Genomic DNA, 19,389 nt, shown 5'->3' with positions numbered 1-19,389 from the left:
GCAAATATTGGTGCTTCTTTCATAGAATTGACGTGGTGAAGAGTAATATTACATTTTTATGGAGGGTTTTCAGGTTTTATATGTGAACCCAGCACCTTTATTTGTGACTTTACGAGTTTTATTTGCGAATTTAGCAGTTTTATTTGCGAATTCAACTCTTTTATTGCGAATCCTTAATAGCAACAATCTTTAAGAAAGTATCGGAAGGAGTGAAATCATTGAATATACAGGATGTAAAACATATTTCGGTGTTAGGTGCAGGGTCGATGGGACACCAAATTGCCATGTTATGCGCGTTAGGCGGGTTTTCAACAACCATCTACGATATCCAGGAGAAGGCCTTGGAAAAGGCAAAGGAAGCCCTTGATTTTCAAATGGGAAAATGGGTTCAAAAAGGGAAAATCAGTAAGGAAGGCTTGGATCAGGCCTTCGCCCGGTTGTCTTATACTACTAATTTAGAAGTGGCAGTAGGGAATACAGACTTTGTCATTGAGGCTGTGGTTGAAAAGCTAGATGTCAAACGAGAGCTTTTCGCTGTTGTTGATCGTTTGGCACCTCCTCATGCCATTTTAGCATCCAATAGCTCCACAATTGCTAGTTCAAAAATTGCCGATGTTACCAGAAGGCCGGAGAAAGTCTGTAATATGCACTTCTTTTTTCCAGCTTTAGTGATGGATTGTGTCGAGGTCGTCATGAGTGAGACCACGTCTGAAGAAACGGCTGCAGTCACAATGGCTGTTTGTGAAAAAATCAATCGTACAGGCGTGTTGCTGCGCAAGGAAACATGGGGCTTTATAGCCAACCGGCTGTTGTTTGCCCTAAATAACGAGGCGCTCAAGCTGTATGAAGAAGGCATCTGCGATTATAAAGACATTGATACGATTGTGAAAAAAGCATTAAACCACCCGATGGGCCCTTTTGAACTGATGGATTTATCCGGCATTGATGTCGGCTACTATGCACTGGCGGAAAAATATAAAGAAACAGGAAATGAAGAGGATAAGCCGTCTGCAAGCCTGGAAGAAAAAGTGAAGGCTGGGACTCTTGGCCGTAAAACCGGCAAGGGCTGGTATGAATATGAAAAAACAGGAGTGAAGGCAAAGTGAATACGCAATTAGTAAAACTGGAAAAAAGTGATCATATTGCGGTTGTGACGATTGATAATCCGCCGCTAAATGTTTTAAGCGGGCAGGTAACCAGTGAGTTAAAGACTGTCTTTGATGATATTGCCAGCGATCACGACATTGTGGTGGTCATCTTGACGGGGGCAGGAAGCCGGGCGTTTATGGCGGGAGCAGATATTAAAGAGTTTCCTCAATCCATTGGCAAAGCAGGCATGAAGGACCGAGTATTGGAGCAGCATGCCGTCTTTAACCAAATCGATTTCCTGCCGAAGCCGACGATTGCCGTCTTAAATGGCCTGACCTTCGGCGGCGGCTGTGAGCTTGCCATCACTTGTGACATCCGGATTGCCGAAGAACACGCGCAGCTTGGCCTGCCGGAAATCAAATTGGGAATCTTCCCTGGCGGAGGGGGCACCCAGCGTCTTCCGAGAATAGTAGGAGAAGCAAAAGCAAAAGAGCTCATGTTTGTCGGTGACCCCATTTCGGCACATGAAGCGGTGAAGCTTGGACTCGTGAACAAAGTTGTCGCAACAGGACAAGGAATGAACGCGGCACTGGCAATGGCCAAGAAAATCAGCGGGTATTCTCTGCAGGCTCTTTCTCGGATTAAAAAAGCGGTAGATGAAGGAACAAATATGGAATTCCATGCCGGAATTGAAAGAGAAGCTGAACTGTTTGGAGAGGTCTTTTTAACAGAAGATGTGAAAGAGGGAGTTTCAGCATTTATCGAAAAAAGAAAGCCCGTTTTTGCCCATAAATAACTGGGTAACAGTGAACATGCCAACACTCGATTCAGGTCTATTGTACAATCTTAAATTTATCTAAAAACATGAAAAGGGGATGGATAGGATGAATTTTTCATATTCTGAAAAGGTTGTTAACTTGCAAAAGAGAGTAATTAATTTTATGGAGGAGTATGTTTACCCAAATGAAAAGTTGTATAAGGAGCAGCTGAATCAACAGGAAACACGCTGGTCTGATATTCCTCCGATTATGCAGGAATTGAAACAAAAGGCAAAAGCGGAAGGGCTATGGAATTTGTTCTTGCCGGAAAGTGAATATGGGGCTGGATTAACCAATCTGGAATATGCACCCCTTTGTGAGATTATGGGGAGATCCATGATTGGTCCAGAAGTATTTAATTGCAGCGCACCAGATACAGGAAACATGGAAGTTCTTGTCCGATATGGTACGGAAGCCCAAAAGAAACAATGGCTTGAACCGCTTTTGGCCGGCGAAATTCGTTCCTGTTTTTCAATGACAGAGCCAGATGTAGCTTCCAGTGACGCAACCAATATTGAAACAAGCATTGTCAGAGATGGCGATGAATATGTCATCAATGGCAGAAAATGGTGGTCCTCAGGAGCAGGGGATCCGCGCTGCAAGATTGCGATTGTAATGGGGAAAAATGATCCAACCGCAAAGCTGCATGAACAGCAGTCTATGATTCTCGTCCCATTAAACACACCAGGTGTGAAGATTGAACGAACCCTTTCAGTGTTTGGGTATGATGATGCCCCGCATGGTCACGCGGAAATTGTTTATGAAAATGTCCGGGTGCCTGCCGAGAATATGCTATGGGAAGAAGGAAAAGGATTCGCGATTGCCCAAGGGCGGCTTGGACCGGGACGGATTCATCACTGCATGAGATTAATCGGTCTTGCAGAACGTGCACTCGAAGACCTCACTAAGCGAGTGCTAAACCGGACTGCCTTTGGTAAAAAAATTGCCGAGCAAGGTGTTGTTCAAGAGTGGATTGCAGAATCAAGAATTGAAATCGAGCAAGCCCGTTTATTGACATTGAAAGCGGCCTATATGATGGACACAGTTGGAAATAAAGAGGCGAAAGCCGAAATCGCAATGATTAAAGTGGTTGCACCAAATATGGCACTTAAAGTGCTTGATCGTGCGATTCAAGCATTTGGTGCTGCCGGCGTAAGTGATGATTTCACTCTTGCCAATCATTGGGCGCAGGCACGTACATTAAGACTCGCCGATGGTCCTGATGAAGTGCATCGCCGTCAGATTGCCAGATTGGAACTTAAAAAATATCAAACTCCAGAATTATCAGCAGTACGGAGTTAAAATTAATATCCGAGTTCAGGTAATGGGGGGCAGTATTCCATTGCCTGAACTTTTTTTAAAAAGGGAGTGATTAAAGAAATGAAGGAAACCTTTCGTGACACGATTGATGTGAGAAAAGGGGAGGAACTCGATTATGAGAAGCTCCAAAAGTTTATTCAGGAACATATAGAGGAGGCCCCTGCAGGCAAATTGGAGATTGAACAATTTGGTGCAGGTAAATCCAATCTGACCTATTTAATAAGAGTTGGGGAATGGGAGGCGGTGCTGCGCCGGCCGCCGCACGGACCAGTTGCGCCAAAAGCCCATGATATGGGGCGGGAGTATACGATTTTATCGAATGTGCACCCGATCTTTCCAACTGCGCCTAAACCGTATATTTTTTCCAATGATGACTCCATTGTCGGCAGTTCTTTTTTTATGATGGAAAGAAGAAAAGGGTTAGTGCTAGATAATGAGTTCCCTGCACATGTTCCCTATCATCCTAGTTTAGGGTTAAAAATATCGGAAATCATGGTCGATCAATTAGTAGAACTTCATCAGGTCGATTACACAAAAACGGAATTACTAAAGATTTCAAGGCCCGATGGATTTATGGAGAGGCAAACAGGCGGCTGGATTAAACGGTATGAAAATGCCAAAACGGAAGAGGTTCCCGGTGTTGAAGAGTTAACATCCTGGCTGCAAAAAAATATCCCAGTTTCACCAAAACCCGCTATCATTCAATATGATTATAAATTGAATAATGCGATGTTTTCAGAGGATTTTTGCCAGATGACCGGTTTGTTTGATTGGGAAATGGCCACAATCGGCGATCCGCTGGCAGACGTTGGGGTGGCCTTATGTTACTGGCTGGAATCCGGCGACCCTGATGAATTAAAAGGCGGGCCAGGGAACCAACCCATCACAGCAAAAGAAGGCTTCTTTACTCGCAGAGAATTTTTAGAAAGGTATGCAAAGAAAAGCGGCCTGGACGTTTCAACTATCCCTTATTATCTTACCTTCTCGTACTTTAAATTGGCTGTCATAGCCCAGCAAATTTATTACCGGTATTTCAAAGGGCAGACCCATGACGAGAGATTCGCACGGATGAATCAAGCAGCTGCCAGCTATATTGAATACGCCTTGTTGTCGACCAAGGGGCTATAAATGATGCATGGAATAATGCATGGGGACGGTTCTCTTGCCTCAAAATGATTTGTTGAATTTGGGACGGTCATGGGGGATGGGTTTGGTGTCCCAAAGGTACCAAGAAATCCGTCCCTATGGCATTTTTTTAGGATCTTTTCTAAAGGCTGTTTTCGCATAGATTGTTGTTTTTTTACCGATTCTGATAGGACCTTGCTATAATTGCGTTTTAGGAGGCGGAAAAATGTTGGAAAGTATATTTCAAGGGTTTCCAGAATTAAGAGTAAGATTCTATTGGGGTACTCATAAACAAATATGGTAAAATGAGGATATGAATCCAGATGAATATTAAGGGAGGTTGAGTAATGACAATGAAGAAAAATGAAACGTTTGAATGGTTTAAAACAATATTGGGTGCTCTTGTTATCGCATTTATTATTCGCTCTTTTTTCTTTGCTCCTATTGTTGTTGACGGTGAATCAATGAACCCCACTCTCCAGGACAAGGACCGTATGGTAGTAACCAAAATTGGGGAACCGAAAAGATTTGATATTGTTGTTTTTCACGCCCCAGAAGGTAAGGATTACATAAAACGTGTAATCGGACTCCCGGGTGACAGTATTGAGTATAAAAATGATGTTTTATATATAAATGGGAAGGCTTACAACGAGCCTTACTTAGAAAAATACAAGAAATCATTAAAAGATGGAGGAACCTTAACAGACTCCTTCACTTTAAAGGAAACCGCTGTAGGGAGTGATACTGTCCCTAAAGATAGTTTGTTTGTAATGGGAGATAACAGAAGGCGAAGCAAAGACAGCCGTGATATTGGAGCGATACCAATGGAAAAGGTAGTAGGGACAACAAATGTTGTTTACTATCCAATAAAAGATATTAAAATGGTAAATAACTAATTGCAACTTGTGTATATTGTAGGACCGGTCTCTTCTTCAAAACCATCGGGTGCGTTGGTCCAGGACCACCTTATTTATTGAATTCCTTAATTAACAAAAGGGATGCATTCCTGTATTAGAGCTGAGATTGTGAAAAAAGGCACTTAAACTGATTAGCGCTTTAGTTGAATAACTACTTCCATATATAACATAGAAAACTCGCAAACGTAATGCGAGTTTTTTATTAGAGTAATTATATCTCTATGGGATAGCAACAATATTTACGAAAACAGCCTTTTTTTAAAAAGCCCTTTCAATAAACCAAACAAGTCCAAATGCTAAAATCGCTGCTGAGGTTCCGGGAATAACCCATTTAATTGGTTTCAACGTTAATTTTTTTATCCATAAAATAAGCGGGTATACCAACGATACAATGATAAGTTGGCCGATTTCGATCCCGATATTAAAAGATAAGAGGGACGCAGCCATATGGTTCGTATCTAATCTCATTTCTGATAAAATTCCTGCAAAACCGAATCCATGGATTAAACCAAAAGCAAAGGCAAGCCATGGCTGGTGTTTGGAGTCCTTATTAAAAATATTCATAAGTGCAACGTAGACGATGCTTAAAGCAATAGCGGATTCCACAAATCTGCTTGGCAGCTGAATAATGTCGAAAGTAGCAAGAGCCAATGTGATACTATGGGCAATCGTAAAGGCCGTGACTAAAGAAAGAATATGACGAAAGGTTTTTGCCCCAAAAAGTAAACTAATGATAAACAGGATATGGTCATAGCCTGTAAAAATATGTTCTAAGCCAAGAACGACAAACTGTTTAACATTTTGCAAAAGGCTTACCTCACCAATTTCTAATTCCCTCGATTCAAATGTAAGAATCTTTTCCTGTTGTTTCCCGTCCATTTTAATGGTTGCGAAATTGGCATGACTTGGATCGGAGTCGTCCATAAACATATTATATTCCATTACTAGTTTTTGGGGTTTATGTTCCATAGTATATGTCAAGTTAATGACCGCAAATGGTGTCTCGTTAATCATCTCTATATCTGATTTTTCCAAGCTTCCTTCAATAAGTTGACTATCCGCATAAAGTTTTATATGGGAATTTATATATTGCTCCACAATCTTATTGTTAATCAGTTCCTTTTCTTCTGTTCCCTTATTAAGGGCATGGCCTAGTTCTTCGAGATCAAGTTTCAACTTGTAATCTAGTGACTTTTCTTTGACTTCTATGGTAGAAAAACCTTCACTATTATTGGTATGGGCAGAGGATGGGGCAGGCAAAAGGGAACCAAATAAAAGTAAAAAGAATAAAGTAGGCAGCCATAGCTTTTTCATTCATTCCACGTCCATTTCAAATGTTTTCTCGCAATGTTGTTGATGATTAAAGATAACGGAAAGACGAGGAGTATAAAATGCCCCTCGTCAAAATCTCCTTGAATTCCTAATTATTTACTTGCTTTCATGAAAATTGGGTTTGAGTAGAACCAAAGATCATTCCATGGGTTTTCACCTTTAGGATCTTTTTCTGGTTCTAATTGATCAGTGTTAGTACCACGTAAACGAATGTAGCTATCTTTATCTACACCTTTTAAAGTATAAGTAATAGTGATGTATTCACCGTCTTGTTTCCAATCATTTTCAGTGAAACGCTTCACAACTTTTGTTGTCGGATTAGAAGCAGTTGAGCGGTCTTCCACTTTTCCATTAACTTCTCCCATAATTAAGTCAACACGTTGAACATTTGGCTTATCTCCATGAGAGTTCGCAGCGTTTGGATCTTTGATGCGAACTGTTACGGTTACATCAGATTTCTTACTAGGAAGTGTAAGTGTTTCACCGATTGATGCTGTATTTCCTTTTGCCTCTGCATGCAATGGTGTTTTCCCTACTGCTTGCACTTTAACATCAAGTTCAGAGATAAGGTCTCCCGTTGTAACAAATACATTACCTTTACGCAGGTTTTCCATTACATCCTTATAATTTTTCACTGCTTTTACGTATGTTTTAGAATATTCACCAGGCCAGAAGTCACTTCCTCCATCACGCCAGTTAACATGTGAGTCAGAGGTAGCAGTAATCCACCAATGTCTTCCTTCACCTAACATCGAATCCCATAAACCGCCAACGATAGCTGACATTTGGTCAAATCCACCCATTGTTGGAGCGTTTACGTTTCCATACGAACCACGGGATCCTTTAGGATCAAGAGAGCCATCTGGGTTAATAGCAGCCGCCTGGTGTCCAGGCGCACCTTCCATACCGATAGAAATGTTAGGTGCGATATCGTTCCAATTACGGAACTCTTGTGGAGTATCTTGTCCCCATACACCGACACCAGTAGCTGAGCGGGATGGATGGTGTGCGATAGAAATTGGAAGTTCATCCATTTGTTTCATATAGTTAAGAGCATCCATCATAGTTGATTCTGTATCCCTGCTTCCATCGTTTGGAAAAGGATCACGTTTATTGAATTTACTTTCAATATCGTAAAGCACTTGCGATTCATTTTCACCTTTTGGAATCATGAGAGTGCTGTGGTCAGCTGCTGGTGTGTCAAACTCCATTCCGTAGAATTGAAGAACTTCAGGAACAGCTGCACGGGATTTTAATAATTCAGGATAGGCTTGTTCTAAGTTAACCTTGGAATGATTAGGACCCCCATGATCTGTTGTCATCATCCAATCCAGTCCATACTTTTTACCATTTTCTGCATTTTTAGAGATTGGATAGATAGCATCCCCACCTCTAATAGCAGTCGGAGGATTTGTAGAATTGTCCCAGCCAACACTCCATTCACTATGCACGTGGTGGTCACCTGCAAGCCATGTAGCATCCTTCTTTTTCACATCTTCATTTGAGACTGACTGTGCTTCTGCTTTTTGATTACCACCCTCATTAAATAATGTTTGGGTTGTAAGTGCAGTTGTTGCAAGAACTGTTGTTGCAATGAAAGGAATAGCCTTCTTAAAACGAGTTTTCATTTTTCCTTTGCCCCCTTATTAATAAGCTTGCTCAACAGCTTAAATATTAAATAAGTTTTATTAGGGGAGAATGAATATTCTGTAAATGTTGTGTAAATTAGGAAAAATAATACAAAAGAACTATCTTTATCGAAATAAATAATAAAAAAATGGAAGGATGGCGGTTGATGCAGGTATAAAGGCTTAAGGTAAATGGAAGGATTTACTTTCCGTTACCATTTCATAAAAATAAAGAGAGGAAGGCAGAAAAAATTATTTTTAATGAAAAAATTTTAGGAAGGGAAGTGGTCGATAAAATGCTTTATATATGGGATATTGAGGAAATCATTAGTAAAACTCTAGAAGAGCACAAATTAGATATTAATTATGAGATGAACAATAAATTACCTGCACCGATGAGTTATAACGTATCAACGAATACTCTTAAGTTTAACTACCTGCAAATAAATGGATACATAGCGAATATTAACTTTAAAATTAAACAGACAGATGAAGACTGTGTCAGACTTATTCTTTATCGTCAACTCGGTTATTATTTAGATTTTAAGAAAAATAAACATGATTTAAGGACTATACATTATGGTGAGGATGAAGAAAAAGCACAGCTTCTGTCTCTAATAGAAAGGAATGCCTGGGAATATGGCCGAACCTTGGTACCTGAGAAACTATTAAATTCATATGATCAAGTACGTGAAATTGATAAAATGCTGATAAAAAATTATTAAGAAACGACGGGGATGGTTCTGCAGGCTTTTTTTAATTTGTAATCAATTTAAATTGCCATGAGAACCGTCCCTATGTTTCATTTTTGTTTAGCCTTTAACCGCTTTAATTTTCTTTTATGGGTTCTTATAGCGGTATCCTTATCTTTTAAACTCGTGGTAACCACTCCATTGCTTTCTATAACGACTAAATTATTATTTCCGCCTTGATAGTTTTTATAGGAAAAATTCATATATCATCCTTCTTTTATGAATAATATTTTTTGGTGCCATTCCATCTAGTTAGTAACGTTAATTGTAGACTTTCTTTTTTAAGGCTAGATTAAAAAGCCGTAATGTTTTCTTAAATTATTTCTAACGAATTGACCACTTTGGTGAAAGAAGGACAAAATGAAGGAGTTCCGGGGTGGAAATGTCCTTCATTCATTAGCGGGAATCCTATTAGCGAACTTTTTGAATCCGGCCATCAATGAAAGAGCGAATAGGTTGATTAAACTGTTTCAGGTATTCTTTAAAACTATCAACATCAATAGGTCCAATCTCTTTATTCGTCCCACTCCTAAAAGCAGTGAAATGATCACCGCCATTGGCCAGATAGCTGGTTACAGTCACGGAGTAGGTTTTATCAGGCACAACCAAGGTTCCGTCATCCGTATATAAATCGACGATTTTGTCGCTACCAGTTTTCCTCTCATCCCAAGTGTATTTCAAACCGGAAACCTGCAGCATCCGCACTTGGTCAAGTTGCCACTGCTGATTTAAAACCTGGCGGATTTGGTCGCCAGTCAACTGCATCTTCACCAAATGATGATGAAATGGCAATATCGTTAACAGCTTTTCATAACTGACAGGACCAGCTTGAAGTTCTGCCCGGATTCCACCTGGGTTCATAAAAGCAAAATCCGTATTCATCATGGAACGCTCAGAATCAGCAATCAGATTGCCCAAAGCGGATTCACCATTTTCGTTCCGTTTGCTAGTAATATCAAAAGCAGCCGTTCCAACAAATTCATCCACCACAGAGGAAACTTCTGTTTCGTATTTTTCAATCAATGCTTTCATCACTGGATCTGGCTTGATAGCGTCATGATAGGTAACAACAATCTCCGCTTTTTTACTCACAATGTCTTTCGTTGCTAGGTCAATCTCCAAATCCACATCGGAGAAGGCAGTCCCGTAGGATTCAGCCTGGACTAGCAGTTTTCCATCAACCTCCGTATTAAGGTAAGAATGGCTGTGGCCAGCAAACATGACGTCTACTTCATCATCCACCAGTTTTGCCATTTCAACGATCTCACCGGATGCGGCAGCGTTACGGGAAGCCTGTTTGCCTGCATTGTGGGCCAGAACTACGATTGCTTTTACGCCTTGGTCCTTTAATTCGGTAACAGCTTGATTAATGGCAGTTACCTCATCGATGAATATGACTCCTTCAATCGCGTTTGAATCCACCATGCTGGGTGTATCATCCGTTACCACACCAATAAATCCAATTGGAACGCCTGCTACTTTCATAATTTTATAGGGAGGGAAAAGGGGGTAATTTGTCTTTGAGTTAAGAACATTGGCACATAGATAGGGGAACCCAGCACCTATAAAATATTCGGACCTTTGGTTGAAGCCTCCGCGAATCAATCTGAGCATTTCCTTCGTGCCTCGGTCGAACTCGTGATTCCCTAACGTTCCGATATCAAAGCCGATTTTGTTTAACACATGGATTGCGGGCTCCTCTTGTAAAAGCGAAGAGGCGGGTGCGCTTGCGCCAACCATGTCACCTGCGTGAACTAACAGGGTGTTTTTGTTTTCCGCTTTTCTTTCTTTTAGATAGGCTGCGAGATAATCCCCGCGGCCAACTGGCCTTCCGTTTACTTCACGGGTTACATTTAATTGGCCGTGAAAATCATTAACCCCAAGCAATTGAACGTGAATGCGCGACTGACCAGTCTCGATGCTGCGAGAAATGCCTGTCGTTTCAGGTCTCCCTGAGTCTAAAACAAAAGCCGCTGAAAACACAGTCGTAAGGATCAAAGCAGGTACAGCTTTTCTGATGGCATTCCCATTCAATGCGCCTTTCACTTTTTTCCCTCCTAAACTATTTTTTAGGGTGCGGATAAAAATTTATGGTGGAATTTTTATGTAGAAAAGAGTGTGAGGATGGGTGAGAAGTATTGTGCTATGAACATAACTTGTCATTTTGTTAGTAATCATCCATAATGTTTTTTTCATTAAATCACCCTTTTTTATATTTTTAGTTTTCGAACAACCTGTTTGTATTGCTTCAAGGAATGCAATGTACCGATAAAGCAATTTTTTATTTTAAAATCAGACGAAATAAATAGGATGGCTAGAGTGGGAAAAAATTTTCTAGTCCGAAAACGAAGGTCCTTCCAATAGATGAGGTATCCATTTTTCCAAGAACGAACAAACGGAAAGGCATATTGGGTGCTAGAAAGAAAATCGGAAACGGTCGGGTGGTTTTGGCTATCTGAAACGAGTTCTGGAAAGTCTATTTCCTTTGAAAAAGTATGCTCAATGTGTAGACTTCCTTCGGAATAGACGCCAAATAAAAAGTCTGTTTTGGTCTCGATTAAGACGTCCCATTGAAACAAGAACGTACGTGGGATCAATTTTATTCGAAGGGAACGGATAAAGTGGTGCTCTAATTTTCTTTTTATCATAACTGCATAAATAGTCCGGACAACAACATATAGGAAGATAAAAAGATAGATAATCAGAAAGGTTTTTCCAGGTTTATAGAAAGGCAGCAGGCAAAATCCTAGGATATGTACGAATGAAATCGTTGGGTCAAATAATGGGAGGGAATCAAAGGCAATCCATTTGTTTGAAAAAGGAAGCAAAACTTGAGTACCATGCACATTAAACAAATCAAAGAAGACATGCAGCATAACGGCTAAGAAGGTCCAAAAGAATAGGTGGGATAAAGAAGGGACTGTTAATATAGAGTAAATAATACCGGAAACGGCAGCACTCCATAAAGGTAAAGCAAGTAGGGAATGGGACCATGCTCTGTGGTTTCGAAAGTAGCTGCCTTTTCCTTTCAAAAGATACATAAAGTCAAAATCAGGAGCATTGGAACCAATGACTGTACCCAAAACAACAGCTTGTGTCAGGGCAGCATCATTAGCGATCACAGGATCCATTTGAGCAAGAGCACTCAGTCCCAACCCCATTAAGATGTGAGAAGTTGTATCCATTTCATCACTCCTCTTAAAATGTCAGCCTCTACTTTATTATATTTGAAGTTGGAGTCTACTTTATTAAACTGATGTAAAAAGTATATATTGTTTTTGTAATGATGCACGGGGACGGTTCTTCTGCTTCAAAAGGAGAAGAGTAGTTATCAGGCAGCAGGGGCGTACTAAAAATCAAAGAAAAGCCCGGAAACGCATGTTTTCGGGCTTTTAGATTGTGCGCCCGGCATGGGTGCAGTCTCTAGGGTGAAAGTCCCGAGCCATGAAGGCAGTAGTAGTGGTTAGCTTAACGCAAGGGTGTCCGTGGTGACGCGGAATCTGAAGGAAGCGAACGGCAAACCTCCGGTCTGAGGAACACGAACTTCATATAAGGCTAGGTATCATTGGATGAGTTTGCAATCCAAAACAAAGTCCATACTGCCGAAGGTGGTACAGAGTAAATGAAGCAGATAGATGGAGGGAAAGACTGCACTCTTACCCGGGGAGGTCTGATTGACAAGCCAAGTACACTTGGTAACCTGTCTAGCAATGGATAGCTGAACAATCAGAAGTCAGCAGAGGTCATAGTACCATTCTAACTCGAGAATGAATGGGAAGGACTGAATTATTAAGAGAGAATGAAGTCTGTACATTCGGCAATTGCATTGAACACAGACAATCCGAAAGGACCTACCTAAAGGAGGAAGCGGTGAATCCGCTGGGGACTCTAGGAGGGTGGAGCAAGAGTCGGCATAAACAGAGCCTTCATTCACGTGGAAAGGAATATCATCATGTTAATGGAACGAATCTTGTCACGAGAAAATCTCTTAACTGCCCTTAAACGGGTAGAGCAGAACAAAGGAATTCACGGCATAGATGGAATGTCCGTAAAATTCCTACGACGACATCTCTATGAAAACTGGGATTCCCTTCGGGAAGCTTTGAGAACAGGTAACTATCATCCTTCCCCTGTTCGCCGTGTCGAAATCCCGAAACCAAGCGGAGGAATAAGGCTTTTAGGCATACCAACTGTGACAGACCGTTTCATCCAACAGGCAATTGCCAAGTATTAACCCCAATCTTTGACCCAACCTTTTCTGAAAACAGCTATGGTTTCCGTCCTAATAGGAGTGCCCATAATGCGGTAAGAAAGGCAAAGGGATTTATCAAGGAGGGTTTCCGTTGGGTAATTGATATGGACTTAGAGAAATTCTTTGATAAGGTCAATCATGACAAATTGATGGGGATACTCGCTAAAAGAATCGAAGACCGCATACTTCTCAAACTAATCCGGAAATATCTTCAATCAGGTGTAATGCTCAACGGTGTCGTTCAATCAACGGAGGAAGGTACTCCGCAAGGAGGACCTCTGAGTCCTCTCCTTTCAAACATAATTCTTGATAAACTAGATAAAGAATTGGAAACCAGAGGACATAAGTTTGTCCGTTATGCGGACGACTGCAACATTTATGTTAAGTCATTAAAAGCAGGAAAACGTGTAATGGAATCCGTTTCGACGTTTATCGAGCAGAAACTGAAGTTGAAGGTAAACAGGGATAAGTCGGCAGTTGACCGCCCGTGGAAACGGAAATTTCTTGGTTTCAGCTTTACTTTAAATAAAGAACCGAAGGTACGAATTGCGAAAGAAAGTATTAAACGCTTTAAGACGAAGATCCGAGAAATTACCTCTCGGTCAAAATCTTTTCCAATGGAAGTAAGGATTGAAATGTTAAACCGTTATCTAACAGGATGGAGTGGGTACTTCGCCTTAGCTGACACACCAAGCAAATTTAAAGAATTCGATGAATGGATAAGAAGAAGACTCAGAATGTGCAAATGGAAACAGTGGAAGAAACCTAAAACCAGAGTCAGGAAACTAATGGGTTTAGGTGTCCCTGATTACAAAGCATATGAATGGGGCAATTCCCGAAAGAACTACTGGAGAATCGCATGTAGTCCAATATTACACAAAACCCTCGATAACTCATATTGGAGTCAACGAGGGTTGAGAAGTCTATATAATCGTTATGAATTTCTACGTCAATCTTAATGGAACCGCCGTATACCGAACGGTACGTACGGTGGTGTGAGAGGTCGGGGGTTAGTCACCCCCTCCTACTCGATTTTCCTTCTAGTATTTGCTTGCGGGCTTGGACAGCTGTCAATAATTTATAACCTCTTAACGTAGGTATCATATTTTCGAGCAGTACAACCGCCTCTTTCTTTTTTCCTTCAAAAACGGCTTGATCGACTTCTAACATCTTTAAAAGGAACCTGTCATTTATCTTCCCTCTGTATTTTTTGAGTGATTCGGAGTCCTCTTCCTGAATAGCGATATCCGACAAAGCGTACCACTTTGTCTTATGTCCACTCATGTTCGCAAGGAGTTCTTTTGCTTTTCCATATTCATTCCGCTCCATTAAGAGCATCAATTCAGAGCCTTGTTTCGCTTTTTTCATGCGTATCTTGCCCAACGTATTCTCCGCCGCCGATAGGTCCCCTTGAAGAAAATGGTACAGGAATCGTAAATGCGGGGCTTTTGATTTTTTTATGTACGCCATTATCTTTTCGGGATCTTTTCCAAATACAAGCGGGTTACGAATGAAAATGAAAATAATCAAGACCGCAAATACGCCATACATAATCCAAATCGGAACCTGAAAAAACCCCATCACTATTGCAATAACAAAAACAAGCAACAAAAACCAAACCATAACATCCTCCGTCAAAACAGGTTTTATACTTATTTTACCACATTGTTTTCAGGCCCCCCGAAAGTTAGTCGAAAAACAACTTGATGGGGGGGAGTTGCGTCATGTGGTAGGGTACTCAATTTTGTAGCATTGTTTTTTAAGATTAGATTAAAAAAATTTGTTTTATCTCCACTAGAAAATTGTAAAAAAATAAAAGCCATTTGTGATTACTTAAACATCACAAATGGCTTATTTTTTAAAAAAGACCTGCTTCCCTGGCAGCTGCAATACTGTTTTCGGCAACCGTAAATGGATCCCCGACGTTCTAGTTCTTTATCATTATTGATGGTTTCAAGTGTCGGACTTACAAACTGATAGGATGGATCAATCTTTGAAAGTTTTTCAGAAATATACTTAATATAGGTCTTATATATAGCTTTAATGGCTGGAGGATTGCGAGGAGTTTGTCTGATACTTAGTCGGTCACTAAAACCATGAATATCTGGAGTATTTGTTTTCCCATGAAAATGTTCTAATTGTTTAAAGTTTTTTATTGCTTGTTCTGGCGACCACGACGAACCTAAAAGCCTTTCCCATTCTCTTAAGACTGCTGAAGTAGGTCTGACATACTGTTCTCCATTAATAGAGGATCCCCCGCCGGATAGCCGCCCTGTTGTCCATTCAAAGGACCTGTCATCAACCCCTTCTTGAGGGACACCTTCTCCTCGCCAAAAATATTCAGGGAAAAAATGTTCTTCAAGTTCAGGGGCAAATCTTGAATCCCTTATAGGTTGATCGGTATCATTATTTTCTCCTGCTTCCAGGACTAGAACTGAAGTTTTTTTATCATCTGTAAGTGTTTTGGCGATCACTGCACCAGCTGGTCCAGTTCCTACCACAATATAGTCAAATCTATTTTGGACTGGCTAGAAACCATTTTAAATTCCCCTTTCTCAATTTATTTATCTTATGAAAAAACGAGGGGAGGAAATAGGTAAAGACATAGGGAAAAACAATAATAATAATTGAAAAGGGCCTCCATAAATTGTGTTTCTTTATCAACATTTTATAAAACCAAAACATGAAATAGGCTCTTTATTTAGGAACAGGGACCTAATAGGAAACATAATTTGTTGAAGAGAGTACAAAAGATTATCTAATGTTTTGACACAAAACTGACAATCCACTGTTTTATTCTCTTTTCGGGTTTAATCTGTTTAGAATAAAGGGGAGGTAAAAAATGCAAAATTTTCAAAATGGCCTTCAAGGTTTGGGAATCGATCCTTTTCAAGTTGGTGTGCTAGCTCCAATCAATCCACAGAGCATGGATCCGCGCCTGCATGGCGGGATGCATTGTGGGGGAATGCATTGTGGAGGAATGCATTGTGGAGGTTTTCGCTGCGGAGGTTTTCATTGCGGAGGTTTTCACTGCGGGGGCTTTCGTTGCGGAGGTTTTCGCTGCGGAGGTTTTAACTGCTATAACTGCTATAACTGTGTCGGCGTTGTTGTTATTTAATCATTTCCAGAAAAATTTTATGAAAAGGATATGTCCCTGCAAATCTCGCAGGGGCATCTCTTTACATTTTATTATATAGGACGAAAAATCGTACTTAAACTATAATTCGCTAGTAGTACCTTTAGTTGTTTCTAGTTGTCGTTGCCGATAGTTGTAGAATATTCGAAGAAAAAAGCACCCTTCCTACAAAGGATGCCTTCATCTAGTTATTTCGTTCGGCTTTAACTTTCTTCTTTTGAAATTAATAGCCTGCCACTCTATTTTTTTTCCATTATTAAAAGTAATCATCACTAATTCATGCCCATTTTTAATACAGACGGGCTCCAAGTTCCTCTCTGAGTGTAATATATATTGTAATGTCGTCTTACATTCGAAAGGAAGTGTAAAAAATGGATAATGCCTTACCGATTTCAAATGCCTTACCAAATGCCTTACCGATTACTCCTCTTCCACAGCCATTGTCCTACTCCTATGCAGCTCCTGTTTATGCAGGCTGTTTTCCTGCACATGGGTACGGTGAATTTATACTCATTGTAGTGTTGTTTATTTTATTAATCATAGTTGGTGCTGTTTGTTTCTGTGGTTAAAAGATGTGACTGTATCTATTAATAATCCTCATCTATACGCAGATGAGGATTATTTTTCCTAAAACTCTCCTCCACCATTTATTCCTAAACAAGCAGCTGCTTCACCATTTGCTGTTTATCAGGAGCAATTAGGTTGTGCCTGTTTCGTAATAATCTTATATGGCTCATTAATCGTTGAGTTTAAAAAGGATTGCAACGGCGGCGATCCTTTTATTAATTTCGAACTGACAGGTAAGCATAGTAGGAACAAGAATAAATGTATTCCTCAATTGGAAATATATTATAAATCCTTCCTGAAGGTGGTTGAGATGAACAACTATACAAATGATAATACTGCCAGACGGTATAAAGCCCATGTTAGTATTTTTGGGACAACCCAATTGCATTTAAGAAATCCTTATATCATTGCATGGTGGTCCGCTGCATTTCCTGGATTCGGGCATTTGCTATTATCTAAATATCTTAGAGGATATGCCTTATTTATTTGGGAAGTGGTTGTTAATATTAAAGGACATGTTAATTCTTCCATGATTTATTCCTTTCAAGGGAATATTGATATGGCAAAAGAGGTATTGGACACAAGATGGCTTCTTATGTATATCCCTGTTTACCTTTTTGGTATTTGGGACAGTTACCGAACAACAGTAGATATGAATAAGTTCTATCTTTTAGCCGAGCGAGAGGAACACCGATTTAATTCATTTTCATTAGGAGCGTTAGAAATCAACTACTTAGATAAGCGAAATCCCTTACTTTCCGTTATGTGGTCCTTGTTTATACCGGGTCTAGGGCAGCTTTATATACATAGGATATTAACTGCTTTCTTTGTCATCGTATGGTTAGTGATATTTTATTATAATTCTCATGTTCAAGAAGCAATTGTACTTTTATTCTTAGGTAAAGTTAAAGAAGCTACCTCTGTTATAAAACCTGAATGGCTTCTCTTTATCCCTTCACACTATGGGTTTGCAACTTATGATTCTTATATGAATACGATTGAAAATAACAAACTATTTGAAAAAGACTTAAGGAATCATTTAACCGAGAATTATCAATCGGAGGGTTTCAAAATACTAAAAGGGCAAAAAGTGAAGTGATAAATATGCAGTTATTTTCAACATTTGAAACCACTGGATTTTTAGAAATGGCCATTTCAACTTTAGAAAAAAAAGGGATTAAAAAGGATAGCATATTTGCTGTCCCTCTGGATAATCGAGCAGAAGAACGTAAAATTTTTGATACCCTTCATCGCTCAGACGGTACAAGTTTGATTGATATTGGAATGGGACTTGCAACTGCTTTTTCAGTTATTGGGGCAAGTATTGGGTTTAAATTGGCTTGGGGACCAATTTATTGGGGACTGATCGGTGCATTTGTTGGATTTGTTCTTGGATTTGCTATTCGGCTTTTTATGGAATTGGTTATAAAGAAGAAGAAAAAGGTTTTAAAAGGAAAACATTCTGAAGTAATCTTAATTGTGGATTGTGAAGAATCACAAGCTGAGTTAGTAGAAGATATACTTTGGAGCCATTTTGCCTTAGGAGTAGCAAAAGTAAAATGATTCGTTATTTGTTGAACATATTTTAAAGCTAAAGACTGTGAAAGATTACAATTAAACTATCTTTTGCAAAAGAAAAATATTTTTAATTAATCCAAATCAGATGGTCTTTAATAAACCTCAAATTAATATAATGGCTTAGTTAAACTTAAGCCAGAGGTGGTTAAATTGGAGATATTTGGTTTGTCGTTCACGGTTCTTTTGGAGGTTATTTTAATCAATATTGTATTGAGTGGCGATAACGCGGTTGTGATTGCTATGGCGGCTAGGAATGTTCCAAAGAAACAACAAAAGAAAGCAATCTTTTGGGGCACAGTTGGAGCCATTATTTTACGATTAATTTTTGCAGTAGCAATAGTGTACCTACTAGAGTTACCATTCTTAACCTTTACTGGCGGCCTTCTTCTCGTATATATAGCCATTAAACTTTTAGTTGATGAGGGTGACAATCATCAGAGAGATGGAGGGTCAAGTTTAATTTCCGCAGTGAAAACCATAATTACTGCTGATGCAGTGATGTCCCTTGATAATGTACTAGCTATTGCTGGTGCTGTTGAAGGAAATTTAGCTGGGATTATAATCGGTGTGATGGTTAGTATCCCGATCGTCGTTTTTGGAAGCCAATTCATATTGAATGCCATGGAAAAGTTCCCGATGATCACCTATGCCGGTGCTGGAATATTAGCTTGGACAGCAGGTGAAATGATGGTCGGGGAACCAAAATTCCAGCCGATTCTCCCAAACGATTTTCACGTATTGGTACCAACAGCTATTACAGTTCTTGTTATAGGTTTTGGATATGTTATTTCAAAGATTAATACTGCTAAAGAAGGCTAAATAAAATATAAGGTTAAAAAGGACAACATTAGGAATTAAACTGTTGTCCTTTTTTG

At 39.8% G+C, this 19,389-nt stretch carries 17 protein-coding genes and 2 pseudogenes; 12 read left to right on the top strand and 7 right to left on the bottom strand.

Going from position 1 to position 19,389, the window contains the following annotated elements; translation table 11 throughout:
* Nucleotides 1-218 precede the first annotated feature (218 nt).
* From ACZ5B7_RS18270 to lepB, 5 genes are all read left to right on the top strand, one after another.
* Nucleotides 219-1,106 carry a 3-hydroxyacyl-CoA dehydrogenase family protein gene (locus ACZ5B7_RS18270; RefSeq protein WP_464490462.1) on the top strand — a complete coding sequence of 296 codons (888 nt, stop codon included), beginning with the start codon at nt 219-221 and terminating at the stop codon, nt 1,104-1,106.
* Nucleotides 1,103-1,885 (top strand): enoyl-CoA hydratase, encoded by a 783-nt coding sequence (locus ACZ5B7_RS18265; protein WP_423798362.1) that lies wholly within the window; start codon nt 1,103-1,105, stop codon nt 1,883-1,885. The genes ACZ5B7_RS18270 and ACZ5B7_RS18265 overlap by 4 nt, the downstream gene beginning before the upstream one ends.
* 88 nt (nt 1,886-1,973) lie before the next feature.
* On the top strand, nt 1,974-3,209 hold the full coding sequence (locus tag ACZ5B7_RS18260) for an acyl-CoA dehydrogenase (protein ID WP_464490461.1): 1,236 nt from the start codon (nt 1,974-1,976) through the stop codon (nt 3,207-3,209).
* A 78-nt stretch (nt 3,210-3,287) separates the two neighbouring features.
* The gene (locus ACZ5B7_RS18255; RefSeq protein WP_464490460.1) at nt 3,288-4,355 is read left to right on the top strand and encodes a phosphotransferase family protein; all 1,068 of its coding nucleotides are present in this window, start codon (nt 3,288-3,290) and stop codon (nt 4,353-4,355) included.
* 344 nt (nt 4,356-4,699) lie between these two features.
* The gene (lepB, locus tag ACZ5B7_RS18250; protein WP_464490459.1) at nt 4,700-5,248 is read left to right on the top strand and encodes a signal peptidase I; all 549 of its coding nucleotides are present in this window, start codon (nt 4,700-4,702) and stop codon (nt 5,246-5,248) included.
* A 279-nt stretch (nt 5,249-5,527) separates the two neighbouring features.
* On the opposite strand, the gene ACZ5B7_RS18245 is transcribed toward lepB, so the two are convergent.
* Together ACZ5B7_RS18245 and ACZ5B7_RS18240 are read right to left on the bottom strand one after the other, a co-directional pair.
* Complete coding sequence (locus ACZ5B7_RS18245; RefSeq protein ID WP_464490458.1) at nt 5,528-6,583, bottom strand: HupE/UreJ family protein; 1,056 nt, start codon at nt 6,581-6,583, stop codon at nt 5,528-5,530.
* Nucleotides 6,584-6,693: 110 nt separating this feature from the next.
* Nucleotides 6,694-8,229 carry a CehA/McbA family metallohydrolase domain-containing protein gene (locus tag ACZ5B7_RS18240; protein ID WP_464490457.1) on the bottom strand — a complete coding sequence of 512 codons (1,536 nt, stop codon included), beginning with the start codon at nt 8,227-8,229 and terminating at the stop codon, nt 6,694-6,696.
* A 284-nt stretch (nt 8,230-8,513) separates the two neighbouring features.
* Here ACZ5B7_RS18240 and ACZ5B7_RS18235 point away from each other — a divergent pair, with 284 nt between their 5' ends.
* Nucleotides 8,514-8,954 (top strand): hypothetical protein, encoded by a 441-nt coding sequence (locus ACZ5B7_RS18235; protein WP_464490456.1) that lies wholly within the window; start codon nt 8,514-8,516, stop codon nt 8,952-8,954.
* A 77-nt stretch (nt 8,955-9,031) separates the two neighbouring features.
* Here ACZ5B7_RS18235 and ACZ5B7_RS18230 read toward each other — a convergent pair whose 3' ends face one another.
* From ACZ5B7_RS18230 to ACZ5B7_RS18220, 3 genes are all read right to left on the bottom strand, one after another.
* A complete protein-coding gene (locus ACZ5B7_RS18230; RefSeq protein ID WP_464490455.1) occupies nt 9,032-9,184 on the bottom strand; it encodes a hypothetical protein in 153 nt (50 codons plus the stop codon).
* 208 nt (nt 9,185-9,392) lie between these two features.
* Nucleotides 9,393-11,027, bottom strand: a complete 1,635-nt coding sequence (locus tag ACZ5B7_RS18225) for a bifunctional metallophosphatase/5'-nucleotidase (RefSeq protein ID WP_464490454.1) — start codon at nt 11,025-11,027, stop codon at nt 9,393-9,395.
* Between the two features lie 164 nt (nt 11,028-11,191).
* Entirely contained in the window at nt 11,192-12,166 is a 975-nt protein-coding gene (locus tag ACZ5B7_RS18220; RefSeq protein WP_464490453.1) for a metal-dependent hydrolase, read from the bottom strand.
* A gap of 767 nt (nt 12,167-12,933) precedes the next feature.
* Between ACZ5B7_RS18220 and ltrA the strand changes: the two are divergent.
* A pseudogene (gene ltrA, locus ACZ5B7_RS18215) lies at nt 12,934-14,192 on the top strand (group II intron reverse transcriptase/maturase).
* A gap of 55 nt (nt 14,193-14,247) precedes the next feature.
* On the opposite strand, the gene ACZ5B7_RS18210 reads toward ltrA, so the two are convergent.
* Together ACZ5B7_RS18210 and ACZ5B7_RS18205 are read right to left on the bottom strand one after the other, a co-directional pair.
* Nucleotides 14,248-14,856 carry a hypothetical protein gene (locus ACZ5B7_RS18210; protein WP_464490452.1) on the bottom strand — a complete coding sequence of 203 codons (609 nt, stop codon included), beginning with the start codon at nt 14,854-14,856 and terminating at the stop codon, nt 14,248-14,250.
* A 419-nt stretch (nt 14,857-15,275) separates the two neighbouring features.
* A pseudogene (locus tag ACZ5B7_RS18205) lies at nt 15,276-15,737 on the bottom strand (GMC family oxidoreductase N-terminal domain-containing protein); the annotation flags it as partial.
* Nucleotides 15,738-16,075: 338 nt separating this feature from the next.
* Between ACZ5B7_RS18205 and ACZ5B7_RS18200 the strand changes: the two are divergent.
* The 5 genes from ACZ5B7_RS18200 to ACZ5B7_RS18180 all read left to right on the top strand — a co-directional run bounded on the left by ACZ5B7_RS18200 (nt 16,076) and on the right by ACZ5B7_RS18180 (nt 19,333).
* Nucleotides 16,076-16,351, top strand: a complete 276-nt coding sequence (locus tag ACZ5B7_RS18200) for a heterocycloanthracin/sonorensin family bacteriocin (protein ID WP_464490451.1) — start codon at nt 16,076-16,078, stop codon at nt 16,349-16,351.
* Between the two features lie 389 nt (nt 16,352-16,740).
* On the top strand, nt 16,741-16,938 hold the full coding sequence (locus tag ACZ5B7_RS18195; RefSeq protein WP_464490450.1) for a YjcZ family sporulation protein: 198 nt from the start codon (nt 16,741-16,743) through the stop codon (nt 16,936-16,938).
* Between the two features lie 308 nt (nt 16,939-17,246).
* Nucleotides 17,247-18,035 (top strand): hypothetical protein, encoded by a 789-nt coding sequence (locus ACZ5B7_RS18190; RefSeq protein ID WP_464490449.1) that lies wholly within the window; start codon nt 17,247-17,249, stop codon nt 18,033-18,035.
* Between the two features lie 5 nt (nt 18,036-18,040).
* Entirely contained in the window at nt 18,041-18,499 is a 459-nt protein-coding gene (locus ACZ5B7_RS18185; RefSeq protein ID WP_423798350.1) for a hypothetical protein, read from the top strand.
* Nucleotides 18,500-18,664: 165 nt separating this feature from the next.
* The gene (locus ACZ5B7_RS18180; protein ID WP_464490448.1) at nt 18,665-19,333 is read left to right on the top strand and encodes a TerC family protein; all 669 of its coding nucleotides are present in this window, start codon (nt 18,665-18,667) and stop codon (nt 19,331-19,333) included.
* Nucleotides 19,334-19,389 lie beyond the last annotated feature (56 nt).

The organism is Neobacillus sp. S1115, assembly GCF_055385565.1.
The sequence above is the reverse complement of the archived record's forward strand: the minus strand, read 5'-3'. Positions and strand labels throughout refer to the sequence as shown.